Here is a 25,882-nt window from a genome sequence, read left to right as displayed (position 1 = left end):
TGGGAGAAGGCAAGAGCAGCTCACTCCGCCGGCCGATCCGCCGGATAGGGCGTGCCGATCAGGATCGCCATGCCGGCGCCAAGGAACAGCACGATCGCCGCCATGCCGAGCCGCGCCGAGCCGCTGGCCAGGGTGATCGTGGCCACCATGAAGGGTGCGGCAAAACTGGTTGCCCGGCCGGCCAGCGCATAGATGCCGAAATAGCGGCCCGATTCGGCAGCGGAGACGCTGCGCGCCATGTAGGAGCGCGACGATGCCTGCACCGGCCCGAAGGCAAACCCGATCAGCAGGCCGTAGAAAATGTAGGCTTTTTCCGCCGCCGTGCCAAACAATCCGCCACCATCCAGTCCGGGCATCACCCAGGCGCCGAACAGCGTATAGCCCGGTCCGGTCGAAACGATGCCGATCGTGGCAATGCTCAGCATGACCAGCGAAATCATCACTATGGTCTTGGAACCCAGTGCTGTGTCGAGGCGTGCGGCAACCAGGCAGCCGACGATGGCAACGACGTTGAGGATGATGCCGAACAGGCCGATCTCGGTAATCGACCAATGGAACATTGCCGCCGCAAACGTTCCGCCCAGCGCCAGCAGTGCGTTGACGCCATCCTGATAGATCATGCGGGCGACGAGAAAGCGAAAAATACCGCTGCGCTTGCGCACTTCGGCCAGCGTCGACTTCAGTTCCGATAGTCCCTCGCGCACCGCCGGCCCGATTGGAATGCCTTTGATCGCATCAGGCGTGAAGAAGAACATCGGCAGGATGAACAGGAAATACCAGGCCGCCGACAACGGCCCGGTAGCGCGCGCGTCCTCGCCGAGCCTGGGGTCGAGGCCGAAGATCGGGTCGAGCCCAACGACGGTCTTGCCGGTTTCAGGCGAGCCGGCCATGACGGTAACGACGAAGATCAGTGCGATCATGCCGCCGAGATAGCCGAGTCCCCAGGCCATGTTCGAGATCCTGCCGATGTCGCTCTTCGGCACCAGGCGGGGCATCATCGAATCATTGAACACAGTCGAGAATTCCGCCGCGACCGACGCCAGCGAGAATAACGCCACGACCAGAAAAAGATTAGAGCCGGGCGCGGCGAACCACAGCAGGGTGAGGCAGGTGATTTTAACCGCGGCGAAGAGGGCTATCCACGGTTTGCGTGGTCCGGTCTGATCGGCGATCGAGCCGAGGACCGGCGACAAAACGGCAATGACGAGGCCGGCGGCGGCAATGCCGTAGCCCCAGGCCGCTTGCCCGGTCTCCGGATTGCTGGCCATGCGCGAGACGAAATAAGGACCGAAGATGAAGGTGGTAACGACCGTGAAAAACGGCTGTGCCGCCCAGTCGAACAGCATCCATCCCCAGATGCCGCGTCCCGATGCCCGCTGCACTGCCATCTCAGCCATGTCCCCTCCGCTGGAGCTTGCTCCATGCCGATCGAATCGGAATGACGCTCCGTCTTCTGTTGAGCACGATCTTGTCCAAAAGCCGATCGTCACTTTTTGGGATCATGCTCCGGCGCCCCCCAAAGCAGGGCGCCGTTCGCTCAATAGCGCAGTTCTTCCCGGCAATCCCGCGCGATATGGAAGACGTCTCACAGCTGCGTCAGATCACTCATCAGGCCGGATGCCACCGACAGCCGCGACACGGTGATGTCACCGCCCTCGGTCAGCGCCTGCAACCGCTCGCGGATGCGTCCGACCCGTTCGCCGCCGGCCTCCAACCATGCTGTCACCGGATCCGCCGTCTCGGCATGACTGGTGAGTGCCGCCACGGCGATGCCGCGCCTGGCCGCGCCGATCGTGTCGGTGGCGCGGGAAAGCGCCAGTTGATCGTAATAATCCGAGGGCGTGATCGAGCGCGCCGCATCTTCGACGCGCGGGATGCGGAAGACATCGCTGACTGCAAAAAACGCCTTGGCGGCAGCGACGATGCCGGCATTTGCCGTCCGCGCCGTCAGCGCTATGTCGGGGATGAGTTCCGCCACATCGGTCAACGCCAGTTGCTCGGCAAGGCTCTCGGGCGCGCCGCCCTTCGACAGGCTGTGCCGCCGCTCCTCGATCCGCTCGCGCGAGAAGGCCGGCAGCAGCGAAACGAGCTTCGGCTCAAGCGCCTTGCGCGCATCCTGCAACTCGGCAATCCGCTGCCCGAGCAGTGCAGTGCCGGCATCGTTCTTCAGGTACCAGCCGCTCGTCACATAGATCAGCCGGCTGACCGCCTGATAGAGGTCGAGCTGGATCTGTCCGTCGATCTGGTTGTCGAGCGCGTCGGTCTGGCGATAGAGCGCCGGCAGTGCAAAGCCATCCCGCACCACGGCGAAGGTGCGCACGACATCGGCGGCACTGCGCCCGGTCGCTTCCTGCAGCCTGTTGACGAAGGACGGGCCGCCGCGATTGACTAGATCATTGGCGACGACACGAGCGATGATCTCGCGGCGCAGGCGATGGCCGTGGATTTCCGCCGCATATTTCTTTGCCATGCGGTCGGGAAAGTAACCCATCAGGTCGCGGTCGAAATGCGGATCGTCCGGCACGTCGCTGGCGACGATATCGGAAAACAGCACGATCTTGGCATAGGCAAGCAGCACGCCGAGCTCGGCCCGGGTGAGCGGCTCGCCGCGCGCATCGCGCTCGGCAAGAGCCGCCGGCGACGGCAGCGTCTCGACGGCACGGTCGAGCAGCCCGCGCGCCTCGAGCGCCTCCATGAAGCGGCTCTGATGGGCAATGTCGGCAAGGCCGCGCTTGCGAGCAAGGGACAGCGCCAGCGTCTGCTGGTAATTGTTGGACAGCACCAGGGCGCTGACCTCGTCGGTCATCTCGGCCAGCAATTTGTTGCGCGACGGCCGCGTCAGCGATCCCTTGCGCATGGCGGAAGCCAGCGCGATCTTGATGTTGACCTCGACGTCTGAGCAGTTCACGCCGCCCGAATTGTCGATCGCATCTGAGTTGCAGCGGCCGCCATTCAATCCGAATTCGATGCGCGCCCGCTGCGTGACGCCCAGATTGGCGCCTTCACCGATGACCTTGGCACGCAGGTCGAGCGCGGTGATGCGGATCGCGTCATTGGCACGGTCGCCGACGTCCTGGTTGGTCTCGCCCGATGCCCTGACATAGGTGCCGATGCCGCCGAACCACAAAAGATCTGCTGGCGCCTTGAGGATGGCACTCATGATCTCGACCGGCGTGGCCGTTGTCTTGCCGAGGCCGATAGCTGCAGCCGCGGCGGCCGGCAAGGTGATCGACTTCTGGCTGCGCGAGACGATGATGCCGCCTTCGGACAGCTTCGTCTTGTCGTAATCCTGCCAGCTTGAGCGGGCGAGAGCGAACATACGCCGGCGCTCGGCCATCGAAGCGGCCATGTCGGGATCGGGATCGATGAAGATGTCGCGATGATCGAAGGCGGCGATCAGCCGGGTCTGCTCCGACAGCAGCATGCCGTTGCCGAACACGTCGCCCGACATATCGCCAACGCCGACGACGGTGAACGGCGTGGTTTGGATGTCGCGGTTCATCTCGCGGAAATGCCGCTTGACCGCTTCCCAGGCGCCCTTGGCGGTAATGCCCATCTTCTTGTGGTCGTAGCCGGCCGAACCGCCGCTGGCGAAAGCGTCGTCGAGCCAGAAGCCGTGCCTTTCGCTGATGGCGTTGGCGATGTCCGAGAAGGTCGCCGTGCCCTTGTCCGCGGCGACGACGAAATACGGATCATCCTGATCGCGCCGCACGACGCCGGCTGGCGGGACGACGCCGTCCAGCCCGATATTGTCGGTGATCGACAACAGGCTGGAAACGTAATTCTTGTAGGCGGCCGTGCCGGCCTCGAAAATTGCGTCGCGCCCGGCGCTCATCGGCAGCTTTTTCGGGTAGAAGCCGCCCTTGGCGCCAACCGGCACGATCACCGCATTCTTGACCTGCTGTGCCTTGACCAGGCCGAGCACCTCGGTGCGATAGTCCTGCGCACGGTCCGACCAGCGCAGGCCGCCGCGCGCGACCGGGCCGAAGCGCAGATGCACACCCTCGACCTCGGAGCCGTAGACGAAGATCTCTCGCCATGGCCGCGGCGCCGGCAGCCCGTCGACCGATTGCGAATCGAGCTTGATCGCCAGCGATTGGCCTTTCTGTTTCGTATCGGCAACGAAATGATTGGTGCGCAGCGAGGCTTCGATCAGGTTCAGATAACGGCGGATGATGGTGTCGTCGTCAATGTTGGGAACGTCTTCCAGCGCATCCGTGATCTTGGCTTTCAGATGTTTGGCCTGAACGACGCCTTCCGTCTCGGCCGTCGGGCTGAGGCGGGCGACAAACAGCGCATGCAGGCCGCGGGCGATCTCGGGATAACGGTTGAGTGCGGCGGCGATGAAATCCTGGCTCTGCGGGATGCCGGCCTGCTGCAGATAGCGGCCATAGGCGCGCAGGACGGTGATCTCGCCCGACCACAGGCCGGCGGTCTGGGCAAGGCCGTTATAGCCGTCATTGTCGACATCGCCGCGCCAGACGGAAAGGAACGCATCCTCGAACAGCGCGCCGCCATTGCCGAGGTCGATCGGCCTGCCGTAGCTGTTCTCGAGTTCCATGTCGTGGATGAAGACCATGCCGGGCTGATCACTATTGATCATGCCGGATTGAATGTCGCCGACCTCGAAAGTGCGCTCGCTGATGACGCGGAAACCGATGTTTTCCAGCACGGGCACGCGCCGCGACAGCGCCACCGGGCTGCCATGGTGATAGATCTTCAGCGCCGCCTGATGCGGCTTCTGGACGGTGTGACGGTAATAGTCGATGGCGATCGGATTTGACGCATCGAGCTTGGCGATGCGCCCGGCGTCGGCCAGCGCCACGGCCGGCGGAAAACTGTCGCGATAACTTTCCGAAAAACGCGAGGCGATGGCCGTGAGTCTCGCATCGGCGCCGGTCTCTGTCGCGGTCTCGCGCAGTGCATCGTCCCAGGTCCGTACGATGTCGCGGATCGCCGCCTCGATCGTCGCCTGCTCGACCTTCGGCGTCCTGCCGCCGGAGCGGCCGATGATGAAATGGACGCGCGCCAGCCCGCCTTCCGGGAAGGCCGGATAATAGGCCGACAGCCGGCCTTCGAAGACGGTCTTCAGATAGGTGCCGATCTTCTCGCGCACGACGCTGTCGTAGCGGTCGCGCGGCACGAAGACGAGCACGGAGACGAAGCGGTCGAACTGGTCGACACGCACCAATGCCCTGACGCGCGGTCGCTCGATCAAGCCCAGTATGGCTTCGGCATGCTTGCGCAGGATCGGCACCGGAACCTGGAACAGCTCGTCGCGCGGATAGCTCTCCAGCACGTTGATCAAAGCTTTGCCGGAATGGTCGCTTGGATTGAAGCCGGATTTGGCAATGACGGTTTCCGCCTTCGAGCGCAGGTAGGGGATTTTCATCACCGAGCGCGTATAGGCAGTCGAGGTGAACAGGCCGACGATACGGAGCTCGCCTGAAAGCACGCCTTTGCCGGTGTAGGTCTTGACGCCAATGTAGTCGAGGTAGATGCGGCGGTGCACCGATGACTTGGCGTTGGCCTTGGTGACGATCAGCGGTTCCGGCCCATGCAGGAAGGCGCGGATTTCCGGGGTCGTGCTCACCGCTTCGGTGCCGCGCCTGAGCACCAGCACGTCGGGATCGGAAAGGATGCCGAGGCCGGGCTTTTCGGCGCGCTCGAGCATGCCGCTCGTCTCGCCGCCAGTGTAGTTGAATTCGCGCATGCCGAGAAAGGTGAAATTGTCGTCGCGCAGCCATTCGAGGAAGGCGATCGCCTCGGTGACATGGGCCTTGTCGAGCGGCACTGGCGAGTAGCGGAATTCCGAGATCGCCTGGTCGAGGCGGGCAAGCATCGGCTTCCAGTCGGTGACGGCGGCTCGCACCTGGCCGAGCAGCTTCGTCAGGCGTGCGGCCAGGCCTTCGGCCTGCTCGGCCGAAAGGCGGCCGATATGGACATGGATGACGCTCAGTCGGTCATGGCTGTGGTCGCCCTTGGCATAACCGCCATCGCCGAGGATTTCCTCGACGCCGTCCTTGCCGTGCCTGACGACTATGACCGGATGGGTAACCAGCAGCGGCTCGCCGGCGCTTTCTGTAATCTCGCCGAGGACGGAATCGAACAGGAACGGCATGTTGTCGTTGACGACGGTGATCACCGTCATCGGCCGGCGCTGGCGGACGACACCGGAATCAACGTCTATGGCAACGACGCAGTCGTCCTTCTTGTGCCTGGCCACTGCGCGGCCGGCGAGTTCGGCAGCGCGTTCGAGATCGATGACGTCGTAGGCGGCGACATCTTCGGCCGGAGCTCGGGCCAGCAAGTAGTCGGCAAGCCTGCCGGGCTTTTCGCCACCCGCGGCTTCACCCCTCGTCACGCCGGCTTTTTTCAACCGGCTCGCTGACTTTACGCTGGCCATGAGTCCCTCCCGTCACATGTTTTTGCGGCTATGCTAACAGATGACGGGTATTTGGCGACAAAGGTTTGACGGCTTGCGACGAAATGTCGGAATTCACCGGCAGCCTGGCGAAAACGAGGAGAAATCCGCCATGACGGAGAAAATTACCGCGCTTGACCTGGCACCGGCGGAGCCGAGCGACGCGACCAAGGCCTATTTCGCCAAGTGCCGGGAGAAGCTCGGCCTCGTTCCCAATGTGCTGCTCGCCTATGCCTTCGACGAGAAGAAGCTGCGCGCTTTCACCGACATGTACAATGATTTGATGCTGGGTGAATCCGGCCTGTCGAAACTCGAGCGCGAGATGATCGCGGTGGCCGTCTCGTCGGTCAACCATTGCTACTATTGCCTGGTCGCGCATGGCGCGGCGGTGCGCCAGCTTTCCGGCGACCCGGCCTTCGGCGAGATGATGGTGATGAATTTTCGCGCCGCCGAGCTGTCGGACAGGCAACGCGCCATGCTCGAATTCGCGGTGAAGCTGACCGGGCAGCCGGCAAAGATCGTCGAAGCGGACCGGGCGGCGCTGCGGCAAGTCGGCTTTTCCGACCGCGACATCTGGGACGTCGCCTCGACCGCGGCGTTCTTCAACATGTCGAACCGGCTGGCATCGGCAATCGACATGCGGCCGAACGATGAATACCATGCGATGGCGCGATAGGGCACCGCCGTTGCGAGCCAACCGCACATTATATTAGCTACTTCGCATTCTCGTTGCTTGTTTGCCGGTTTGGTCCGATGATCGGCATGCGGCATGACCGCATGCCGGTTCGATGCCGCCGATCAAAGGAGGAGAACATGGCGAAATTTCTCTACGTCTATCACGGCTCGGGCAAGATGCCGACCGAGGAGGCCGAACGGAAGGCAGCGATGGATGCCTGGAACGGCTGGTACGGCAAGCTTGGCTCAGCCGTGGTCGACGGTGGCAATCCAGTCGGCATGTCGAAGACCCTGCTGCCCGGCGGCAAGGTCGAGAACAATGGCGGTAGCAATCCGACCGCCGGTTACACCATCATCGAAGCGAAAGACATCGACGATGCCGTCGGCAAAGCCAAGGATTGTCCTATCCTGACGGACCCGGGTTTCAGCGTCGAGATTGCGCCGATAATCGAAATGGGTTGACGCACCGGCTCAGGACCGCGCCGCGATAGCCGCCGCAGCGCCGGCCATGGTTCCGGCGCTGACGCGGTTGGCGATCTTCATCGCCCGCTTGCTTTTGAGCAGCTTGCGCGCCTGTGATGCGGCGAGCACCCAGGTCAAATCGATAGCGACCAGGACAACGGCCATGGTCGCGGTCAGCTCGACCCAGCCGATCATGCTGACCGAACCGAGGTCGATGATGGTCGGCAGCAGCGCCAGGTAGAACATCATGATCTTCGGGTTGCCGAGCGTCACCGCCATGCCGGCAAAGAACAGCTTGGTGGGCGAATCTTCGCGCGGCAGCGAACCTTCTTTTGCCTCGACCGGCGCCGTCCACATCTTCCAGGCCAGCCAGGCGAGATAGGCGACGCCGACCCACTTCACGACGACGAAAGCAAAATGGAACGTCTGCGCCACCACGGCGAGGCCAAACACCGCCAGGGACAGCCAGATCGCTTCGCCGATCCACATCGCAAGCAGGAACGGGAACACGTCGCGAAACCCTTTTGCGATGACCCGCGCCACAAGAGCGGCGATCGATGGGCCGGGCGAGCCGGCGGCAACAAGCAGGGCGCCGGCAAAAATCAGAAGCGATGTGAAATGCATGACGCGGATCCCGTTTGAAATGTTTGGGTCGTTCAACATAACCCAACTGGTCCGACGACAGTAGCGTCCACGGAAAGAAGGCTTGTCGGCCAGGCACCTCGCGGCTAGAGATGTCGTCCCGACATCCTTTCGAGCTTCACTTTGCCTACGTAACCGCCGGTCTCGTCAACTCCCCCAACACAGAGCAGCGCGTCGCAATCGCGATGCCTGTTTTCACATCATGTGTTCCTCGGGTGGCGGTTCGAGACCGGTTTGGCACTGCTGAACCGCTGTCGCGCATAACCACCCGCGACACCTGATTTCCAACTGCCGCAGTCTCTCGCCACGCCGTGCCCGCATGGGTTCTCGATATCGCCGATCTGACGAACTTCCCGACGGGAAGGGCTTTTCGGCATGCCTTCGATACTGCGTATCCGCTGGGCGATCACACCCAAGACCGCACCTCGACCTCACCTCAACTGCAATCGCTGCGGCGGCTTGAAAGCCTATCGCTGCAGCGGCAAATTCCGCGTCAATGCCAATGGCAAGCGCATTGACGCCTGGTTGATCTACCGCTGCATCGACTGCGACAATTCCTGGAATTTCGGCATTCTGGAGCGCTGCAGCCGCCGCGATATCGAACCGGCAATATTGCAGGCGCTCGAAAGCAACGATCCGGTCCTGGCGCGGCGCCATGCCTTCGATGTTGCCGCATTGCGAAGCAGTATCGGGCGCGTCGAGGAGTTTCCCGAAGCCGTCGCTCATAAGCAGGTGCTCGGGGATAGACCGGAAAATACCAGCGCGCTCGAACTTCAGCTCTGGCTCGAAATGCCGACAGCGCTGCGGCTCGACCGGTTGCTCGCCAACGAACTCGGTGTCCCGCGATCGCGGCTACAGGTTTGGGAAGAGAAGCGATTGCTGGTGGTTGGTCCGGACCGGGCCAAAGCCTTGCGCCGGCCGGCGCGGGCGGGAACGGCGATCCGCGTCTATCTCGTCGGCGAGCCCGACCGGGAAGCCATCATCTCGGCTGCCGGCGGATGAAACAACGAGGGAAGGGAGCACACGAGTGCTCCCTTCCCTCGTTGTTGTAGACTACAAGAAAGAAACTTGCGCCGCGCCGACCACTTTCGCCGATTTCCCGAAACGCAATCCTAAGCTGTTTCCAAATCCTTGGCATTTTTCCTTCGGTGAAACGCGCCAAGGGATCGCAAGGGAAGAGTAAGCATCGATAGATTGGGATGTGCCTTGCGCATCATTTTCCATGCGTAACGGTCTGCCTGCCGTTCCTGATCAGGATCCTGTCCAGATTCGACATGCTGCAGCGCGTGGTGTCCTACCTCATGATAGAGCGTTTTCTCGATCATGAATCTCCGAACTACGTTCCCAATCCTGTGCTCGGATGGGCGTCGCCAGACAATCTCGATGACCGATACCGCCTGGAGGTAGGTACCGGCGAATTCGGGCTCGGGAGGTTCCGGGATTATGTAGATTCGCGAAATGCCAACCAGATCGGCTTCAGGTATATTTGCCAGCCAGCGGCCAACGTGCCGAGAGGCTTCAAAGCGACTGTCGAGCTTGCCATGCTCCAGAACAATGATGCCGCCGACCGAAGACCGCCGCCAGTCGTCCATTGTAAAGCGGACGATGCTGCGGAGCGCAGCTCGCATGAGGGGAGTTATCGGTCTTGCGAGCGAAGCCGACATATATCGTCGGGATGCGTCTTCGTTGATATCGTGCAGAGCAGTAGCGAGGCCCGCCACAAGCGTTGCGATTTCGTGATGGGAAACCTTGCCTAGATCGATCCTTGCAAGTTCGTGCTCGATCGCTGGCAATACTGCATTGCCAAATCCAACAAGATTCTTGTGAGCAACGAGCCTTCGCCGCATGTCATCTTGCATAAGGCTCCGGACGAAAGCCAGAACGGCATTTCCCACACCCGTTTCCCCGCCTTTACCCACAGCTAAACTACCGTGACAAAGAAGGAGAGAGCGAAAATATCATGGTATTGCGACGACTCCGCTGTAGCCTCTGAAGAGACACTGAGCGGCCGGCGCCACATTCCTTCTGGCGACAAGCCGTGTCCGCTCAGCGGGAAGGAACGCGTGTTTCGCCCCTCCATTCCGCCCAGAATAAAAGCTCTTACGCCGCGCCGACCACTTTCGCCGACTTCTCAAAACGCTTGCGCTCGTTCGGGTCGAGATAGAGCTTGCGCAGGCGGATGGTCTTCGGCGTCACTTCGACCAGCTCGTCGTCCTGGATCCAGGCCAGCGCGCGTTCCAGCGTCATGCGGATCGGCGGTGTCAGCTTCACCGCCTCGTCCTTGCCGGCGGCGCGGATGTTGGTCAGCTTCTTGCCCTTGAGCACGTTGACTTCGAGGTCGTTGTCCCTGGAATGGATGCCGATGATCATGCCCTGATAGACCTTGACGCCGGGGTCGATGACCATCGGGCCGCGGTCTTCCAGGTTCCACATGGCGTACGCCACCGATTCACCCTGTTCGTTGGAGATCAGCACGCCGTTGGTACGGCCCGGCAGCTCACCCTTGTAAGGTTCATAGGCGTGGAACAGCCGGTTCATCACAGCGGTGCCGCGCGTGTCGGTCAACAGTTCCGACTGGTAGCCGATCAACCCGCGCGTTGGTGCGTGGAAGACGATGCGCTGGCGATTGCCGCCCGAAGGGCGAAGCTCGACCATCTCGGCCTTGCGCTCCGACATCTTCTGCACGACGACGCCGGCATGCTCCTCGTCGACGTCGATGACGACTTCCTCGACCGGCTCCAGTAATTCGCCGCTGTCGCCCTTCTGCATGACGACGCGCGGCCGCGACACGGCGATCTCAAAACCTTCGCGGCGCATCGTCTCGATCAGCACGGCCAGCTGCAATTCGCCGCGGCCGGAGACGAAGAACGAATCCTTGTCCGGCGATTCCTCGATCTTCAGCGCGACATTGCCTTCAGCCTCGCGCAGCAGGCGGTCGCGGATGACGCGGCTGGTCACCTTGTCGCCTTCGGTGCCGGCCAGCGGGGAATCATTGACCAGGAACGACATCGTCACGGTCGGCGGATCGATCGGCTGCGCATGCAGCGGTTCCGTCACCGACGGGTCGCAGAACGTGTCGGCGACGGTGCCCTTCGACAGGCCGGCAATAGCGACGATGTCGCCCGCCTGCGCCTCGTCAATGGGCTGGCGCTCGAGCCCGCGGAAAGCAAGGATTTTCGAGATTCGGCCGGTTTCGACCTGGGTGCCGTCATGGTGCAGCACCTTGACCGCCTGGTTGGATTTCAGCGTGCCGGATTCGATACGGCCGGTGATGATGCGGCCGAGGAACGGATTGGCTTCCAGGATGGTGCCGATCATGCGGAACGAGCCGGGATGAACGGTCGGCGCCGGCACGTGCTTGATGACGAGGTCGAACAGCGGCGCCAGAGCCTGGTCCTTCGGACCTTCGGGGTTTTCCGAGACCCAGCCGTCGCGGCCTGAACCATAAAGGATAGGGAAGTCGAGCTGCTCGTCGGTGGCGTCAAGTGCTGCAAAAAGATCGAACACCTCGTTGACCACTTCGACGTGACGGGCATCGGGCCGGTCGATCTTGTTGATGACGACGATCGGCTTCAGTCCAACCTTGAGCGCCTTGCCGACGACGAATTTGGTCTGCGGCATCGGCCCCTCGGCGGCGTCGACCAGCACGATGGCCGAATCCACCATCGACAGAATGCGCTCGACCTCGCCGCCGAAGTCGGCGTGGCCGGGCGTGTCGACGATGTTGATGCGGGTGTCCTTCCAGTCGACCGAGGTCGCCTTGGCCAGGATGGTGATGCCGCGTTCCTTTTCGAGGTCGTTCGAATCCATGGCGCGCTCGGCGACGCGCTGGTTGTCGCGGAACGAGCCGGACTGTTTCAGAAGCTGGTCGACGAGGGTGGTTTTTCCATGGTCGACGTGCGCGATGATCGCGATATTGCGGATTTTCATGTTTCGGTCTCGGGAGCGTTGCAGGCAGCAGGCCAAAAGGCGCTGCCTCTTTCGGTTGGGCGGCTCATACAGGGTTTTTCGCAATTGCGAAAGAGGAGGCGAGCCACCAAATAAAGTCACCAAATCTTAAATGTCTTGGTGTGAAGTGGAATTATTAACCAAGGCGGAACCTTTCATGGTCCGGACAGTTCGAATTTCATGATCGAGATAGGCATCAAACTCCGGCCGATTTTGGCATGTACCGCGCTCGCCGTCCTCCTCGCGGCCGGCGCGGCGCAGTCGGCGGCGTCGTTCAAGGAGACGCGGTCTGCTTTGCCATCCGACAAGCCGTCGGCGGAGCAGCTTTTTGCCGATGCTCCCGATGGCGTCGATCCGGTGGTGACCGGGCCGGTCAGCGCCGCCTTGAAGCAGCGGCAGCAAAATGCCGGATGCGACAGCGCCGTCTGGCCCAACATTCCCGTCGTCTGCTATCCCGATTGATATACGTCCTACCCTCGGGCTGGCCCGAGGGTAGCGGCGCCGTCGCTCACGCCGACCGCACCGGATCGAGCGTGACCTTGTAGAGTTCGCTGTCGTCGCGATCCATCAGCCGCACCGTCAACTGCTCGGTGGCGCCATCGATTTCGACGAGCCCGAAGAACTGCAGGCCGGCCGAAGGCGGCAGGTTTTGACCCTGTTCGGCAGTTGGTGCCTTTATGAACTTCAGCTCCGGGCCGAATGTCATATCGAAACCATTAGGCCCGAACGTGCCGGAATGGATCGGACCCGAAACGAATTCCCAAAACGGATTGAAGTCCTGGAACTGCGCCTTGTCCGGATTGTAGTAATGCGCGGCTGTGTAATGCACGTCTGCGGTGAGCCAGACAGTGTTGCTGATACCCGCATTCTTTATATAGCGAAGAAGGTCGGCAATTTCCAGCTCACGCCCTTTGGCCGGGCCATTGTCGCCATTGCTGACCGCCTCGGCCCCTACCTTCTTGGTGCCGTCGTTCCAGACGACGAGGCCGAGCGGCATGTCGGCGGCGATGATTTTCCAGGTTGCGTTGGAATTCGCCAGTTCGCGCTTCAGCCACTTGATCTGCTGTTCACCGAGGATGCGCGATTGGGGCGTCATCGTCTCCTGCATATCCGGACCGTTGGGGCCGCGGTAGGAACGCATGTCGAGGAAGAACACGTCGAGCAGCGGACCATAGGCGATCTTGCGGTAGACGCGGCCGGGCTCCGACGGCTCGTAACGGATCGTCGTCATTTCGTGGAAGGCGCGCGCCGCACGTGCCGCCAGCACATGGATGGATTTTTCAGTGTAGCGATCGTCGGCGCTCAGGTCCTTCGAGTCCGACCAGTTGTTCAGCACCTCGTGGTCATCCCACTGATAGAAGGTCGGACAGATGGCGCTGAGCGCCAGCACATGCCTGTCCATCATGTTGTATTTCCACTGCGCCCGGTATTCGTCCAGCGTCTCGGCAACCTTGCGCTTCTCATCGATCAGCACTTTGTTTTTCCACTTGCCGCCGTTGGGCAGGTCGACCTCGTCCTTCATCGCACCATCGGCATAGATCGTATCGCCCGAATGCAGGAAGAAGTCGGGCGTGTGCTTGGCAATGGTGGCGTAGGTCTTCATGCCGGTCTCGTCGATGCCCCAGCCTTGGCCGGCGGTGTCGCCCGACCAGGCAAAGCGAATGTCGCGCTTCGAGGCAGGTGCCGTGCGGAAGCGGCCGACGACCGGCTCGGAAACGGCGTTGATGTCGGCAAGATCGGCCGCGACCATGCGGTAGAAGATGTCCTGGTCGGAGGCGAGATCGGTAAGCAGCCGCTTCACCGTATAATCGCTGGCCGGCGAGGTATCGAGCGGCGCCAGGCGGACGGCATTGGTGAAGCTTTCGGTCGACGACACCTCGAACATGACGCGCGACGGCCGGTCGGTGCGTGTCCAGACCATGCTGCTGGTGGCGTCGACGTCGCCGGACTGGATGCCATGGGTGAAAGCCGGGCGCTGATTGGCGCGCGAGTAATAGGGAAGGGCGAGGCCCGAGGCGCCGACCAGGCCAACGGCGCTGGCCGACGTGACGAAAGCGCGCCGCGTCATCGAAATCTTGTTCATGGCTGTCTCCTGGATGGCATTGAACGTCGCCGCCAAGCTCCAGCTTCAATGTTTCAGGCACATTTCGAAACGATGAAGGTTTGATAACAGTGAACAGGCTGGCGAATCTCCCTCCTTGAGGGGGAGATGTCGCCGAAGGCGACAGAAGGGGGTCGTCTCGCATGGAGCACCGACCTCTTGCGCCTGCGATAAGGGGCCGAGCCCGGTTGCACCGACCCCTCAGGCTGCTTCGCGGCCATCTCCCCGTCGGGGAGATTAGCGCTCAGCCGTCGCAGCTCAAGCCGGCTGCGGTTCCGGATCAAACGCCGGGCGGCTGGTGTTGATCAGCAGCGAGATGCAGGCGGCGGCTATTGCCGTCATGCCGGCGATCAGGAAGGCAAGCTGATAGTTGCCCTGAAGCTCACGCATGGTGCCACCGAAGGCAGCGGCGGTTGCCGCACCCACCTGGTGGCCGGCGACGATCCAGCCGAAGACGATCGGCCCGCTGCGGTCGCCGAACGCCTCGTTGGAAAGCCTGAGCGTCGGCGGCACGGTGGCGATCCAGTCCAGTCCGTAAAACACCGCGAAGATGATCAGGCTGGTCGCCGAGAAGCCGGAATAGGGCAAATAGATCAGCGACAGGCCGCGGATGCCGTAATAGACGCCGAGCAGCTTGCGCGGGTCGAAACGGTCGGTGAGCCAGCCCGACAGCGTCGTGCCGATAAGATCGAAGATGCCCATCATCGAGAGCAGGCCTGCAGCCTGCACTTCGCCAATGCCCATATCGCCGCAAAAGGCGATCAGGTGCGTGCCGACCAACCCGTTGGTGGTGAAGCCGCAAACGAAGAAGGTGGCGAACAGATACCAAAAGACGCGCGTGCCGGCGGCGCGGCGCAGCGTGCTCATCGTATGCGCGAGGAAATTGCCTTGCGCAGCAGGTGGTGCCGGCGGCACGTCGTCGAGCTCGGCGCCATAGCGCACCATGCCGATGGAGGCCGGCCGCTCCGGCACCAGCAGCCAGACCAGCGGCAGCAGGCAGGCGGTGGCAACCGAGACCGCGATGACAACCGGCTTCCAGCCACCCGACTGAGCCAGCGCGGCGATCAGCGGCAGGAAGACCAGCAGCCCGGTGGCACTGGACGCCGACATCAGTCCCATCACCAAGCCGCGATTGGTCTTGAACCAGCGGTTGACGATGGTCGCGCCGAGCACGGTGGCGACGGCGCCCGAGCTGACGCCGGAAAACACGCCCCAGGTGAGGAGCAGATGCCACGGTTTGGTCATCAACAGGCTGAGCGCGGTCGATCCCGACATCAACAGCAGCGCGGCAAGCAAGGTGCGGCGCAGCCCGATCCGCTCCATCAGCGCCGCGGCAAACGGCCCGGTCAGGCCATAGAGGAAGATGCCGGTGGCCGCCGCCAGCGACACCACGTCGCGCCGCCAGCCGAAACTGTTCTCCAGCGGCAGCATCATGACTGCCGGCGCCGAACGCAGGCCCGCTGCGATCAGCAGGCAGAGGAAGATGACGGCGACCACGACGAAAGCGTAGCGCTGGCCAAACGAGCGGGATTGAGCTATCATGTTACTGACCGGTACGTTGCAGGAGCGCGAAACATACGTACCGACCGGTAACATTGTCAACCAGCTAACCGGCAGACCAGGCATGAAAAGCATTGAACCAACGATCAAGGCGAATGACGCACCCCCGCCTCGCGCCGCCGAACGGATTCTCCAGGTGGCGCGCGATCTGTTCTACCGGCAAGGCATCAGGGCGATCGGCGTCGACGAGATCGTGCGGCGTGCCGGCGTCACCAAGCCCAGCCTCTACCGCAGCTTTCCGTCCAAGGACGAGCTGGCCGCATCCTACCTCCGGCACTATGACCTCGAATTCTGGGAGCGTTTCGACGAGGCGGTGGATGCCCATCCCGGCGATCCGCGCGCGCAGATCGTCGCCTTCCTGACGCGTGTCGGCAAGCGTACGCAAAGGCCCGATTATCGTGGCTGCGGCATGACCAATGCCGCGGTCGAATATCCCGAACATGGCCATCCGGCCCGCGTCGTGAGTGAGGCCAACAAGCAGGAACTGCGCCGCCGCTTGCGCGCCATGGCGGCGGCGATGGGCGCCGGCGACGCCGAGACGCTGGGCGACGGGCTGCTGCTGCTGATCGAGGGCGCCTATATTAGCGGCCAGCTGTTCGGTGCCGGCGGACCGGCGCAGTCGGTGGCCCGCAACGCCGATCTTCTGATAGAGGCAAGTTTGAAGAAATAGTGTTCCGTTTTACCAGACCACTGTGCGCAGCCTGACTTCCTCTAGGCTGCTGCTAAATTTGACGGTACGCTGCGCCCCCCGAACTGAGTTGTTCCGCCATGCGCGCTCTCTTGATCCCGCTTGCCCTCGCCGGCTTCTGCAATGCCGCCCGGGCCGGCGACATATCCAGCGTCTATACCGATCTCGTCTGGGAGAGGGACTGCGTGACCTATGCCCAGGCGGAGGAAGGCGACGGCGACTGGGCCGATCTCGCCTGTTCGGGCTACCGCGGTTACCCGGTGCTGGTTTCCTACGACGATGCGCGGGAATCGCTGTTCTACGGCTTTCCACCTGGCGATATGACCACGGTCTGGGAAAGCTTTTCCGGCCTCAATTCGGCTGGACCCAAAGTCGAGTGGCGGATCGAAACCAACGGCAAAACTGCCATTCCCTTCGCCGTCATTCATCGTCGCTCGATCAGCGATACCGAGGGCGAGAACAAGTCGACGGAAGTGCTGATCGTCGCCAAGGTTGCCCAGCCTGACGCCCACGAAGGCTGCACGATCGGCCTTGTGCTCGCCACCGGCAATCCCGCCGCCAACGATCAGGCGCGCAAGCTTGCCGACGAGAAGGCACGCACCTTCGCCTGCGGCAAGGACAAGCGTGAGGTGCTTGGCGACGCGCCCGCTTTCGGCCGCGTCGACAACTGATTATTTGCGCCCGACAATTACTTGCGCCTGGCCCGCTCGATTGCCTCGACGATCATCTTCTTGGCATAGGCCGCATCGTACCAGCCTTCGATCTTGACCCATTTGCCGGGTTCGAGATCCTTGTAGTGCTCGAAAAAGTGCTGCACTTGCTGGCGGGTGATGTCGGGCAATTGCGTGTATTCGTGGACGTCCTCGTAACGCAAGGTCAGCTTGGGTGAAGGCACCGCGATGACCTTCTCGTCCTGGCCCGCATTGTCCTCCATCACCAGCACGCCGATCGGCCGCACATTGATGACGCAGCCTGGCACCAGCGCGCGCGTGTTGCAGACTAGCACGTCGATCGGGTCGCCGTCGCCCGACAGCGTATGCGGTACGAAACCGTAATTGCCGGGATAACGCATCGACGTGTGCAGAAAGCGGTCGACGAACAGGGTGCCGGCTTCCTTGTCCATCTCGTACTTGATCGGCTCGCCGCCGATCGGCACCTCGATTATGACGTTGACGTCCTCGGGCGGGTTCTTTCCGCTGGCAATCGCTTCGATACGCATCGCTTTATCCCTCTCTCGATTGGAGATCGATAGCGGGCGACGGCGAATGGTGCAATGCGGCGAATGGTACGGGGAGATCCTCCGAACCGAAAACCGGCCGGATCATGCGCTGTCCGTCATTCCCAGACGAAAGCGACCTTCTTCAGCGCCTTCTGCTCGAATATCTCGACGCCTTCGGCAACATCGCGGCCACCGGCGCCGGCATAGAAGGCAAGTGCGTTCTGATTGTCTTCCAGCGCCCAGACCACCATGCCTTTCAGGCCATGGTCGGCCAGCCGTGCCCGCGCGGCCGAGAACAGCCGGCTCCCGAGCCCGATGCCTTGATATTCCGGCCGCAGGTAAAGTTCGTAGATCTCGCCCTGCTGCCTGAGTTCGCGGGCGCGGTTCTTGCCGATCGTCGCATAGCCGGCAATTTTGCCGCCGATTTCGACGACCAGGACGGTGGCAGCGCGGCGAATGGCATTCGCCCACCAGTCGGCGCCGCGGCGGTTGATCATCGATGTCAGCGTGCGGTGCGGGATGATGCCCGAATAGGCGCCGCGCCAAGCCTCGAGATGCACGTCGGCAATGGCGGCTGCATCGCGTGGTTCGGCTTTCCTGATGTCGATGCTCAGCGTATTCATGATTGGTTAACCATAAACCCGCCGCGCCCGATTGCAAGAGTCCGGTAAACCGCCGCGATGCTTTCACACAGCCGGACGGTGCGTCCTTGAGACGCTGCGAAACCGCTTTGGCGAGATCAAATCTCGACCAGATGGTCGTCCAGTTCGTTGCTGTCGCCGGTCGAGACCGGAAAATGCTCGGCCAGTACCGCACCGACTGCTTGGATCGCCTTGACGAACCCCTCGGCAAGCCGATCGTCGCCGGCATGCGCCGTAAGGTCGCGGACGACACCGTCCCAGACATGCTGGCCGACACGAGAATCGATCCCGCTGTCGGCGACCACCTCGGCGTAGCGCTCGGCAATCGAGACGAACACCAGCACGCCAGTGCGCGCCGTGGTGCGGTGGACGTTGCGGGCGAGGAACTGCTTCATCGCATTGGCGTGGGCGGCCTGGTAGCGCAGCCGCCTCGGCACCAAATGGATGCGCAATGCCGGCAATGCCCACAACAGGATGAGCACACTGGCAAGCGCCAGAAGCTCGGCGATGACGAAATGCGGCAAGCGGATCGACAGCCACCAGGCTTCCAGCCCATAACCGACGGCGAGGCTGACGACGAGCATGCCGAGCATCGCCATGAAAGCGGCCGGGAAGAAATAGCCGTCGCTGGCATGCGCCACGACGCAGTAGATCTCGCCGTCGGTCTTTGATTCGGCAGCGCGGATCGCACCGGCGATGCGCTCATGATCCTCGGGGCTGATCGGTCGTGTTGCCATGATTGATGTCTCACCAGCTTCCTGAAGAACCGCCGCCGCCGGACGAACCGCCGCCGCCTGAAAACCCGCCGCCGGAACTTCCAGACGACCAACTGCTGCCGGAACTTCCAGACGACCAGCCACTGCCAGACGAGGTCCCAGACGTCCACCCACCGCCACCGGAGGATGACGAAGCTGGCCCACGGCCGTAGCGGAACGTCATGCCCAGCCACTTGTACACGCCCGGCGACAGTTTCGTGCCGAAGATCGGCGGCAGGAACGCCATTGCCAAGCCGCCGAAGAACATCGTCGCCCACAGGACAATGAACAGCATGAAGATGGGATCGACAGGATTGTCATTCGCCGGATTGCGCTTGCCGCGCGCCTCCAGTTCTTCGGGATTGCCTTCCAGCACCATGATCATGTCGTCGACGGCCTTGCTGATGCCGCCTGAGAAATCGCCGGCACGGAAGGCCGGCACCATGTCGTTTTCGATGATCAGCTTGGTGTGCAGGTCGGTCAGCGTGCCTTCCAGCCCATAGCCGACTTCGATGCGCATCTTGCGGTCGTTCGGCGCCACCAGAAGCAGGACGCCGTTGTTCTCCTTCGCCTGGCCCAGTTTCCAGGCGCGGAACAGCCGGTTGGCGTAAGGCTCGATCTCCTCGCCGTCGAGGCTGGGGATGGTCGCGACGACGATCTGGTCGGACCCTTTGGTCTCGAACTCGGCAAGCTTCTGCGTCAGCGCCGCCTTGGTCGCGGCATCGATGATGCCGGCATTGTCGACGACCCGTCCGGTCAGCGCCGGCAGTGCGGCGGCGAAGGCCGCGAAGCCGACCAGCAGCACCGCCATGGCCAACAGCGCGGTGCCGATCATTTTGATGAAACGGCCGGATTCCACCGGGCTGATGGCGTGTCTTGTCATCTCGTCACCAACTTCCCGAGGAGCCGCCGCCGCCGGACGAACCGCCGCCGCCGGAAAACCCGCCACCGCTTGAACCCGACGACCATCCCCCGCCGGAACCTCCCGACCAGCCGCCGGACGACCGCCGGTTTGGCTCGAAGGTCATGCCCAGCCAGCGATAGCGGCCGGGACCGATCTTCTGGCCGAAGATCGGCGGCAGGATGGAGGCTGCGAGGCCGCCGAAAAAGATGATTGCCCAGATGGCTATGAAGATCGTGAAGAACAGATCGTCGCTGTTGAACGGCGGCTGCTGGTTGCGTTCGCCGCGCGCCTCCAGTTCTTCGGGATTGCCTTCCAGCACCATGATCATGTCGTCGACGGCCTTGCTGATGCCGCCTGAGAAATCGCCGGCACGGAAGGCCGGCACCATGTCGTTTTCGATGATCAGCTTGGTGTGCAGGTCGGTCAGCGTGCCTTCCAGCCCATAGCCGACTTCGATGCGCATCTTGCGGTCGTTCGGCGCCACCAGAAGCAGGACGCCGTTGTTCTCCTTCGCCTGGCCGAGTCTCCAGGCGCGGAACAGCCGGTTGGCGTAAGGCTCGATCTCCTCGCCGTCGAGGCTGGGGATGGTCGCGACGACGATCTGGTCGGACCCTTTGGTCTCGAACTCGGCAAGCTTCTGCGTCAGCGCCGCCTCGGTCACGGCATCGATGATGCCGGCATTGTCGACGACCCGTCCGGTGAGGGTTGGCAGGTCGGCGGCGAAGGCGATGAGAGGGAGGAGGAGAAGGCTTTGGAAGACGAGCAGGAAGGCCAGGCTGGCGTTCTGTCGCGCCCCCCTCTGTCCTGCCGGACATCTCCCCCTCAAGGGGGGAGATCGGCTGTCACGGCTGTTTTCGCCAATCTCCAACGTTGCAGGACGGGCGGTGAGGCCAAAGCTGCCAATCTCCCCCCTTGAGGGGGAGATGCCCGGCAGGGCAGAGGGGGGCGCTACGGAGTGCAAGGCCAATAGGGACCACGCTCACCGGCTGTTCTTCACCCGCCTTGCGTGGTGTTGGTGCCGAAATCGACCTTCGGCGGCTGCATCTTGTCCTCCTCGATGGTGAAATTCGCAAACGGCTGGTTGCCGCGGAACCACAAGGTCGCCCAGATCACCGACGGGAAGGTCCTCAGCGTCAGATTGTACTCTCTCACTGCCTGGATATAGTCGCGGCGGGCGACCGTGATCCGGTTCTCGGTGCCTTCGAGTTGTGCTTGCAGCGCCAGAAAGTTCTGGTTGGCCTTGAGATCGGGATAGTTCTCCACCACCGCCAGCAGGCGCGACAGCGCGCTGGTCAGGCCGGCCTGGCTGTCCTGGAATTTCTTGAAGGCTTCCGGATTGTTCAGCGTTTCCGGCGTCACGGTCACCTGCGTCGCCTTGGCGCGCGCTTCGACCACGGCATCGAGCGTGTCCTTCTCGTGCGCGGCGTAGCCCTTGACCGTGTTGACCAGATTGGGGATGAGATCGGCGCGGCGCTGGTATTGATTCAACACCTCGCTCCATGCGGCCTTGGCGTTTTCCTCAGCCGTCGGAATGGTGTTGTAGCCGCAGCCGGCAAGCAGCGGCAGCATGACGGCCATGACCAGGAACGCAGCTAGATTACGAAAGATTGGCGGCGAAGAAAGGCGCTGGGCAAGCATGATAAGTCCCCTCGATAGCATTGGCAGGCGAAGCATTAGCACAATCCTTGCGTAAGAAAATGACTTCGGCCGAGAAGTGTTACTGGTTTCTGCCATTCGCCGTCGGGCCCTGTGACAGACGAGGCGAACGGGTTAAGCTCGGCATAAAACGGGACATCACCATGGCGAAACGCCACGACAGCGACGCGGAATCGCGCCGCATCATCGAACGGGTGGCGCGCGAGACCGACCCGGGGGGCACCTCGTTCCTTGCACGAACCACTAAAGGCGCGCGCGACCACGTCACCGCGGCCGATGCCGACCGGTCGGACCCGATCGAATATTGGGGCACCCGCATCGGTCGGGCAGCGGGCTTGCTTATTGCCATCGGCCTGTTGATCTGGCTCGTGCTTTTCGTCACCAGGGGCAGTTAGGAAAATCAATGAGTGCCGAAAAAACCGAGGCGCCGCGCGCGGTCATCGTCGTCTCCAGCCATGTCGCCCGTGGCTCGGTCGGCAACCGTGCCGCTGTCTTTGCGCTGGAGACCCTCGGCTTTCCGGTTTGGGCGGTACCGACCGTCATCCTGCCCTGGCATCCGGGCCATGGCCGGGCCACCCGCATCGTGCCGCCGCTGGACCAGTTCAAGGCGCTGATGGCCGACCTTGAGCGCGCGCCGTGGCTGGGCGAGGTCGGCGCCGTGCTGTCCGGCTATCTCGGCGAGGCTGGCCAGGCCGAAGCCGTCGCTTCGCTGGTCGGCGCAGTGAAGGCGAAGACGCCGGACGCCCTCTATATCTGCGATCCGGTGATGGGCGATTCGGGCGGGCTCTACGTACCTGAGCCGACCGCAATCGCCATGCGCGACCGGCTGATGCCGATCGCCGATATCGCCACGCCCAACCGCTACGAGCTGGAATGGATGGCCGGAGCGCCGCTGCCCGACTTGAAATCGGCAATGGCTGCCGCCCTGCAGGCCGGCCCACCGGCCATGCTGGTCACATCGGCGCCGGCGATGATGGCCGGCGGCACCGGCAATTTACTGCTCGCCGGCAGAGAGGCACTGCTTGCCGAACACCGGCTCATCGACAAGCCGCCGAATGGGCTCGGCGACCTGACGGCGGCCGTCTACCTGGCGCGGATCCTGTCCGGCCAGCCGGCCGCCAAGGCGCTGCAATCGACCACGGCGGCGGTCTACGAGATCCTGGCGCGCACCGCCAAGCGCGGCGGCGACGAGTTGCAGCTCGAGACCGATGCCCAGAGCCTGTCGCACCCGATGGCGATGGTGCAGCTTCGCCATCTCCTGCATCCGGAACGGGACCGCCGGGCGTGACGCAGGCCGAAGACGCCGTGCCCCAGGATGGTGCGCCCAAGGATGTTGCGCCCGACGATGTTATGCCCTGGGGTGTTGTGCCCTGGGGTGTTGTGCTTGTCGGCGTCGACGGTTGCAAGGCCGGCTGGATAGCCGTCCGCCGCAATCCCGGTGCGGCACCGTCGACAGCCGTTTTCCCAAGCTTCGCGGCGTTGCTCGACCGACTGCCCGCCGACTCGTTGGTAGCGGTCGATATGCCGATCGGCCTGCCCGATTTCTCGCAAAGAGGCGGTCGCGGCCCGGAGGCGCTGGTGCGGCCGCTGCTCGGGACCCGGCAGTCCAGTGTCTTTGCCATCCCCTCCCGCGCCGCGCTCTACGCCGAGGTCGAAGCCTTCACCACGGTCGATGCCTGGTACGCCGCACATCGCAAGGCAAGCGAGGTGGCCAGGACAACCTCAGATCCGCCGCGCGGTGTCTCGATCCAGGCCTTCGGCATCTTCGCCAAGATCCGCGAGATCGATTCGCTGCTGATCGCGCGCCCCGAACTACGCAGCCGCGTGTTCGAATCGCATCCGGAAGTTGCCTTCTGTAAACTGAACGGCGACCGGGCGATGCGCCTGCCAAAGAAGATCAGGGGCAACATCAATCCGGCCGGCATGGCCGAACGCAAGGCGCTGCTTGCCCGGCATGGTTATAGCCAGGATTTTCTCGACCGGCCGCCGCCGCGCGGCGCGGCCGCCGACGATTTCCTCGATGCCGCTGCGATGATGCTGGTTGCCGGACGCATCGTCAAAGGCGAGGCAATGCCGTTTCCGGATCCGCCGCTCGCCGATCGTTTCGGCATTCCCGTCGCCATTTGGGCCTGAGGACCAGGGCGTCAGGAGCGTGATCTGAGCGCCTCGTTGAGTGCCCACATGTCCTTCTCCTCGGGCGCGGTCTCCAATCCGAGCACGGGAACTTGTTTGCGCAAATGGTCGTGGTGGGTGCGCACGCCATATTCGAGATCGGAGAGGTAAAAACCTCCGAAGGCTTCGGACAGCATGGATTCGTTGGACCATATCGAAAGCTGTACATCCTCGGCCAGCGTGTCGCGGTCGATGCGGTAGGATAGGTAGCGGGCTGCCGCCTGTTCCCTGGTCTCGTCGCGATAGCGGTAGATGGCGCCGCGCAGCAGCGTCTCACCCGTCGACAGCGGAAATTCCTGATAGAACTGCACCGATTCCGGCATGATCGACAGCACGTTGTTCGGGAAGATGCCGTAGTAGATCCAGGCCTTGCGCAGGTGTTCCGGCAGGTGCTTCGCCTCGGGTGCGAGCTTGATGTACTGCGCGACGCTCCAGCGCCGTCCGGCATGCGGATTGTAGGTGGCGAACGAGCGCGACACGCCGTTGACGAACGGCTCGTCGAAATAGGTCGCACCGTAAAGGTCCTGCAGCGCCGGATGCGCCATGGCGACGTGGTAGCCTTCATTGTCGACATCGCGCACCGACTTCCAGTTGACCGGCGTCTTTTGGGTCCAGATGCCCCAGGACGGCACCATCTCGGCGACGCCGTAATGGGCAATCTCGGCTTCGATCGGCTTCAACAGCTCGGCCACCGATGGCTGCGGCCCACCCTTGCGGAAACGGATGAAGATGAAGCCCATCCAGATTTCGAGCTCGAGCGGCATCAGGCCGAATTCGGTCTTGTCGAGGTCGGGGAAGGAACGGGGGCGGGCAGCACCGCGCAGCGTGCCGTCGAGATTGTAGACCCAGCCATGAAAGGGGCAGACCAGCGCATTCTTGCAAGTGCCCTGGCTGTCGGCAACGACGCGACTGCCGCGGTGGCGGCACATATTGTTGAAGGCGCGCACGACGCCATCCTTGCCGCGCACGATCAGCGCCCGCTCGCCGACCACATCCATCGTCAGATAGTCGCCGGCATTCGGCACGTCGCAGACATGGCCGGCGATCTGCCAATGGTTGCGGAAGACGTGCTCTTTCTCGAGTTCGAGCAAGGCGTCGGAATGATAGCTCCAGCCCGGCAGCCCCCGCCGATCCCAATCGTTGGGGATTGCCACGTCACGCAGATGCGGGTTCATTAAAGGCTCTTTATTTATTGAATGATCGTTCAATAAAAGCATATTTTCCGTTGAAATGCAATGGTTTGGGAAAATGGGGCGAATTCTCGACGGGAAATCGAGCGGGATTCGAGAGCCCAGTCCGAACGATCGAAGCCGGGAAAATCCCGGGAATTCCAGACGTTAATCCCCTTAACACTTGTTAAGCGCCCGACGCTCCGTGGGCCTAGAAAGGCGACGTGGATCTGGTGCCGTGGGTAGCGGAAAACGAGCACAGAATGCCACCGGTGCTGCCAGCTACGCCGGATCGGTTTGCCCGGGAATGGCCGCGGGCTTGGTTTCATGCCGGTTACACAATCGTTAATCCATCATCGTTGGCCGGTTACAAGGTGCGATTAAGTTCGTTTCAACAGGGAAAAGAAGAAGACCGAAGGAAACGACGATGCGTACGAAAATCCAGATCACCGATACCGACCTTCGCCAGCAGGGTCCCCAGCGTAACGACCGGCGCCCGAAGCTGGCGCTGCGCCAGCGCGCCAGTGATCATCCGATGGCGATGTTCATGCTGCTGGCGGCTGCCGCATTTGCCGGCATGGCGTTGACGCCGACCGTCGGTCCGGCCTTCGCCTCACTGAACCCGCCGGCCAACCTCATCGATGGCGCGACAACCACCACCAAGACGGCGCGCCTGCCGATGCCGGAGATCGATTTTGCCTGCAAGGGGCAGGCCTGGGGCGCCGAGAGCCTGGATTGCCTGCGCGTCATCGCTGCCCAGTCGGGCAAGGCACGACCGGTCCGCATGATCGCCAATGCCGCCCCGCTGGCTGATACGCCGAACGTTTTTTGATTTTTTTGCGAGCGCCCTCCAGCACTCCAGTCAG

Annotated in this window: 24 protein-coding genes; 10 read left to right on the top strand and 14 right to left on the bottom strand. The window is 62.7% G+C overall.

Annotation, left to right across the window (positions count from 1 at the left end; all coding sequences use genetic code 11):
* Positions 1–20: 20 nt before the first annotated feature.
* A complete protein-coding gene (locus tag NKI18_RS12700; RefSeq protein ID WP_352618200.1) occupies positions 21–1,397 on the bottom strand; it encodes an MFS transporter in 1,377 nt (458 codons plus the stop codon).
* Between the two features lie 188 nt (positions 1,398–1,585).
* On the bottom strand, positions 1,586–6,406 hold the full coding sequence (locus NKI18_RS12695) for an NAD-glutamate dehydrogenase (RefSeq protein ID WP_353019822.1): 4,821 nt from the start codon (positions 6,404–6,406) through the stop codon (positions 1,586–1,588).
* A gap of 130 nt (positions 6,407–6,536) precedes the next feature.
* On the opposite strand from NKI18_RS12695, the gene NKI18_RS12690 reads away from it, so the two are divergent.
* A complete protein-coding gene (locus tag NKI18_RS12690) occupies positions 6,537–7,100 on the top strand; it encodes a peroxidase-related enzyme (RefSeq protein ID WP_352618206.1) in 564 nt (187 codons plus the stop codon).
* Between the two features lie 137 nt (positions 7,101–7,237).
* Positions 7,238–7,561, top strand: coding sequence for a YciI family protein (locus tag NKI18_RS12685; RefSeq protein ID WP_023678126.1), 324 nt, complete (start codon positions 7,238–7,240; stop codon positions 7,559–7,561).
* Positions 7,562–7,570: 9 nt separating this feature from the next.
* Here the strand turns inward: NKI18_RS12685 and NKI18_RS12680 are convergent, their stop codons facing one another.
* Positions 7,571–8,185 carry a LysE family translocator gene (locus tag NKI18_RS12680; protein ID WP_352618209.1) on the bottom strand — a complete coding sequence of 205 codons (615 nt, stop codon included), beginning with the start codon at positions 8,183–8,185 and terminating at the stop codon, positions 7,571–7,573.
* A gap of 393 nt (positions 8,186–8,578) precedes the next feature.
* Here NKI18_RS12680 and NKI18_RS12675 point away from each other — a divergent pair, with 393 nt between their 5' ends.
* Positions 8,579–9,205, top strand: coding sequence for a DUF1062 domain-containing protein (locus tag NKI18_RS12675; protein ID WP_352618212.1), 627 nt, complete (start codon positions 8,579–8,581; stop codon positions 9,203–9,205).
* A 110-nt stretch (positions 9,206–9,315) separates the two neighbouring features.
* On the opposite strand, the gene NKI18_RS12670 is transcribed toward NKI18_RS12675, so the two are convergent.
* Together NKI18_RS12670 and typA are read right to left on the bottom strand one after the other, a co-directional pair.
* Complete coding sequence (locus NKI18_RS12670) at positions 9,316–10,062, bottom strand: M48 family metalloprotease (protein WP_353019819.1); 747 nt, start codon at positions 10,060–10,062, stop codon at positions 9,316–9,318.
* A gap of 241 nt (positions 10,063–10,303) precedes the next feature.
* Positions 10,304–12,133 carry a translational GTPase TypA gene (gene typA / locus NKI18_RS12665; protein ID WP_352618218.1) on the bottom strand — a complete coding sequence of 610 codons (1,830 nt, stop codon included), beginning with the start codon at positions 12,131–12,133 and terminating at the stop codon, positions 10,304–10,306.
* A 198-nt stretch (positions 12,134–12,331) separates the two neighbouring features.
* Here typA and NKI18_RS12660 point away from each other — a divergent pair, with 198 nt between their 5' ends.
* Positions 12,332–12,613: a hypothetical protein gene (locus NKI18_RS12660; protein ID WP_352618221.1), complete on the top strand. Its 282-nt coding sequence runs from the start codon at positions 12,332–12,334 to the stop codon at positions 12,611–12,613.
* A 46-nt stretch (positions 12,614–12,659) separates the two neighbouring features.
* Here the strand turns inward: NKI18_RS12660 and NKI18_RS12655 are convergent, their stop codons facing one another.
* Complete coding sequence (locus NKI18_RS12655; RefSeq protein ID WP_352618224.1) at positions 12,660–14,234, bottom strand: alkaline phosphatase D family protein; 1,575 nt, start codon at positions 14,232–14,234, stop codon at positions 12,660–12,662.
* A gap of 276 nt (positions 14,235–14,510) precedes the next feature.
* Positions 14,511–15,794 carry an MFS transporter gene (locus tag NKI18_RS12650; RefSeq protein WP_352618227.1) on the bottom strand — a complete coding sequence of 428 codons (1,284 nt, stop codon included), beginning with the start codon at positions 15,792–15,794 and terminating at the stop codon, positions 14,511–14,513.
* Between the two features lie 82 nt (positions 15,795–15,876).
* On the opposite strand from NKI18_RS12650, the gene NKI18_RS12645 reads away from it, so the two are divergent.
* On the top strand, positions 15,877–16,482 hold the full coding sequence (locus NKI18_RS12645) for a TetR/AcrR family transcriptional regulator (protein WP_352540898.1): 606 nt from the start codon (positions 15,877–15,879) through the stop codon (positions 16,480–16,482).
* 98 nt (positions 16,483–16,580) lie between these two features.
* On the top strand, positions 16,581–17,171 hold the full coding sequence (locus tag NKI18_RS12640) for a hypothetical protein (protein ID WP_353019816.1): 591 nt from the start codon (positions 16,581–16,583) through the stop codon (positions 17,169–17,171).
* Between the two features lie 17 nt (positions 17,172–17,188).
* Here NKI18_RS12640 and ppa read toward each other — a convergent pair whose 3' ends face one another.
* The 6 genes from ppa to NKI18_RS12610 form a co-directional block, all read right to left on the bottom strand.
* Positions 17,189–17,719 (bottom strand): inorganic diphosphatase, encoded by a 531-nt coding sequence (ppa, locus tag NKI18_RS12635; RefSeq protein WP_352451245.1) that lies wholly within the window; start codon positions 17,717–17,719, stop codon positions 17,189–17,191.
* Between the two features lie 116 nt (positions 17,720–17,835).
* A complete protein-coding gene (locus NKI18_RS12630; protein WP_023678138.1) occupies positions 17,836–18,342 on the bottom strand; it encodes a GNAT family N-acetyltransferase in 507 nt (168 codons plus the stop codon).
* A gap of 116 nt (positions 18,343–18,458) precedes the next feature.
* Positions 18,459–19,097 (bottom strand): TPM domain-containing protein, encoded by a 639-nt coding sequence (locus NKI18_RS12625; RefSeq protein ID WP_352618232.1) that lies wholly within the window; start codon positions 19,095–19,097, stop codon positions 18,459–18,461.
* 10 nt (positions 19,098–19,107) lie between these two features.
* Entirely contained in the window at positions 19,108–19,950 is an 843-nt protein-coding gene (locus tag NKI18_RS12620; protein WP_353019866.1) for a TPM domain-containing protein, read from the bottom strand.
* A 52-nt stretch (positions 19,951–20,002) separates the two neighbouring features.
* The gene (locus NKI18_RS12615; protein ID WP_352622075.1) at positions 20,003–20,845 is read right to left on the bottom strand and encodes a TPM domain-containing protein; all 843 of its coding nucleotides are present in this window, start codon (positions 20,843–20,845) and stop codon (positions 20,003–20,005) included.
* 167 nt (positions 20,846–21,012) lie between these two features.
* On the bottom strand, positions 21,013–21,657 hold the full coding sequence (locus tag NKI18_RS12610; protein ID WP_352470713.1) for a LemA family protein: 645 nt from the start codon (positions 21,655–21,657) through the stop codon (positions 21,013–21,015).
* Between the two features lie 161 nt (positions 21,658–21,818).
* Here NKI18_RS12610 and NKI18_RS12605 point away from each other — a divergent pair, with 161 nt between their 5' ends.
* From NKI18_RS12605 to NKI18_RS12595, 3 genes are all read left to right on the top strand, one after another.
* The gene (locus tag NKI18_RS12605) at positions 21,819–22,070 is read left to right on the top strand and encodes a hypothetical protein (protein WP_023678142.1); all 252 of its coding nucleotides are present in this window, start codon (positions 21,819–21,821) and stop codon (positions 22,068–22,070) included.
* Between the two features lie 8 nt (positions 22,071–22,078).
* Positions 22,079–22,963: a pyridoxal kinase PdxY gene (pdxY, locus tag NKI18_RS12600; protein ID WP_023678143.1), complete on the top strand. Its 885-nt coding sequence runs from the start codon at positions 22,079–22,081 to the stop codon at positions 22,961–22,963.
* 62 nt (positions 22,964–23,025) lie between these two features.
* The gene (locus NKI18_RS12595) at positions 23,026–23,808 is read left to right on the top strand and encodes a DUF429 domain-containing protein (protein ID WP_352622101.1); all 783 of its coding nucleotides are present in this window, start codon (positions 23,026–23,028) and stop codon (positions 23,806–23,808) included.
* Positions 23,809–23,819: 11 nt separating this feature from the next.
* On the opposite strand, the gene NKI18_RS12590 is transcribed toward NKI18_RS12595, so the two are convergent.
* Positions 23,820–25,022, bottom strand: a complete 1,203-nt coding sequence (locus NKI18_RS12590) for an aromatic ring-hydroxylating oxygenase subunit alpha (RefSeq protein WP_352622078.1) — start codon at positions 25,020–25,022, stop codon at positions 23,820–23,822.
* Between the two features lie 421 nt (positions 25,023–25,443).
* Here NKI18_RS12590 and NKI18_RS12585 point away from each other — a divergent pair, with 421 nt between their 5' ends.
* Positions 25,444–25,848 carry a hypothetical protein gene (locus tag NKI18_RS12585; protein ID WP_023678146.1) on the top strand — a complete coding sequence of 135 codons (405 nt, stop codon included), beginning with the start codon at positions 25,444–25,446 and terminating at the stop codon, positions 25,846–25,848.
* Positions 25,849–25,882: the final 34 nt, after the last annotated feature.

Origin of the sequence: Mesorhizobium sp. M0800 (assembly GCF_040320095.1) — a bacterium.
Classification (GTDB): Bacteria; Pseudomonadota; Alphaproteobacteria; order Rhizobiales; family Rhizobiaceae; genus Mesorhizobium.
The sequence above is the reverse complement of the archived record's forward strand: the minus strand, read 5'-3'. Positions and strand labels throughout refer to the sequence as shown.

Excerpts from the sequence above, each read along its gene's own strand:
- NKI18_RS12660 (WP_352618221.1), top strand. The coding sequence starts at position 12,332 with ATGATCGAGATAGGCATCAAACTCCGGCCGATTTTGGCATGTACCGCG.
- ppa (WP_352451245.1), bottom strand. The coding sequence starts at position 17,719 with ATGCGTATCGAAGCGATTGCCAGCGGAAAGAACCCGCCCGAGGACGTC.
- NKI18_RS12685 (WP_023678126.1), top strand. The coding sequence starts at position 7,238 with ATGGCGAAATTTCTCTACGTCTATCACGGCTCGGGCAAGATGCCGACC.
- NKI18_RS12700 (WP_352618200.1), bottom strand. The coding sequence starts at position 1,397 with ATGGCTGAGATGGCAGTGCAGCGGGCATCGGGACGCGGCATCTGGGGA.
- NKI18_RS12690 (WP_352618206.1), top strand. The coding sequence starts at position 6,537 with ATGACGGAGAAAATTACCGCGCTTGACCTGGCACCGGCGGAGCCGAGC.
- NKI18_RS12650 (WP_352618227.1), bottom strand. The coding sequence starts at position 15,794 with ATGATAGCTCAATCCCGCTCGTTTGGCCAGCGCTACGCTTTCGTCGTG.
- NKI18_RS12655 (WP_352618224.1), bottom strand. The coding sequence starts at position 14,234 with ATGAACAAGATTTCGATGACGCGGCGCGCTTTCGTCACGTCGGCCAGC.
- NKI18_RS12590 (WP_352622078.1), bottom strand. The coding sequence starts at position 25,022 with ATGAACCCGCATCTGCGTGACGTGGCAATCCCCAACGATTGGGATCGG.
- pdxY (WP_023678143.1), top strand. The coding sequence starts at position 22,079 with ATGAGTGCCGAAAAAACCGAGGCGCCGCGCGCGGTCATCGTCGTCTCC.
- NKI18_RS12625 (WP_352618232.1), bottom strand. The coding sequence starts at position 19,097 with ATGGCAACACGACCGATCAGCCCCGAGGATCATGAGCGCATCGCCGGT.
- NKI18_RS12645 (WP_352540898.1), top strand. The coding sequence starts at position 15,877 with ATGAAAAGCATTGAACCAACGATCAAGGCGAATGACGCACCCCCGCCT.
- NKI18_RS12695 (WP_353019822.1), bottom strand. The coding sequence starts at position 6,406 with ATGGCCAGCGTAAAGTCAGCGAGCCGGTTGAAAAAAGCCGGCGTGACG.
- NKI18_RS12595 (WP_352622101.1), top strand. The coding sequence starts at position 23,026 with ATGCCCTGGGGTGTTGTGCCCTGGGGTGTTGTGCTTGTCGGCGTCGAC.
- NKI18_RS12640 (WP_353019816.1), top strand. The coding sequence starts at position 16,581 with ATGCGCGCTCTCTTGATCCCGCTTGCCCTCGCCGGCTTCTGCAATGCC.
- NKI18_RS12610 (WP_352470713.1), bottom strand. The coding sequence starts at position 21,657 with ATGCTTGCCCAGCGCCTTTCTTCGCCGCCAATCTTTCGTAATCTAGCT.
- NKI18_RS12630 (WP_023678138.1), bottom strand. The coding sequence starts at position 18,342 with ATGAATACGCTGAGCATCGACATCAGGAAAGCCGAACCACGCGATGCA.
- NKI18_RS12605 (WP_023678142.1), top strand. The coding sequence starts at position 21,819 with ATGGCGAAACGCCACGACAGCGACGCGGAATCGCGCCGCATCATCGAA.
- NKI18_RS12670 (WP_353019819.1), bottom strand. The coding sequence starts at position 10,062 with ATGCAAGATGACATGCGGCGAAGGCTCGTTGCTCACAAGAATCTTGTT.
- NKI18_RS12620 (WP_353019866.1), bottom strand. The coding sequence starts at position 19,950 with ATGATCGGCACCGCGCTGTTGGCCATGGCGGTGCTGCTGGTCGGCTTC.
- NKI18_RS12675 (WP_352618212.1), top strand. The coding sequence starts at position 8,579 with ATGCCTTCGATACTGCGTATCCGCTGGGCGATCACACCCAAGACCGCA.
- NKI18_RS12680 (WP_352618209.1), bottom strand. The coding sequence starts at position 8,185 with ATGCATTTCACATCGCTTCTGATTTTTGCCGGCGCCCTGCTTGTTGCC.
- NKI18_RS12585 (WP_023678146.1), top strand. The coding sequence starts at position 25,444 with ATGCGTACGAAAATCCAGATCACCGATACCGACCTTCGCCAGCAGGGT.
- typA (WP_352618218.1), bottom strand. The coding sequence starts at position 12,133 with ATGAAAATCCGCAATATCGCGATCATCGCGCACGTCGACCATGGAAAA.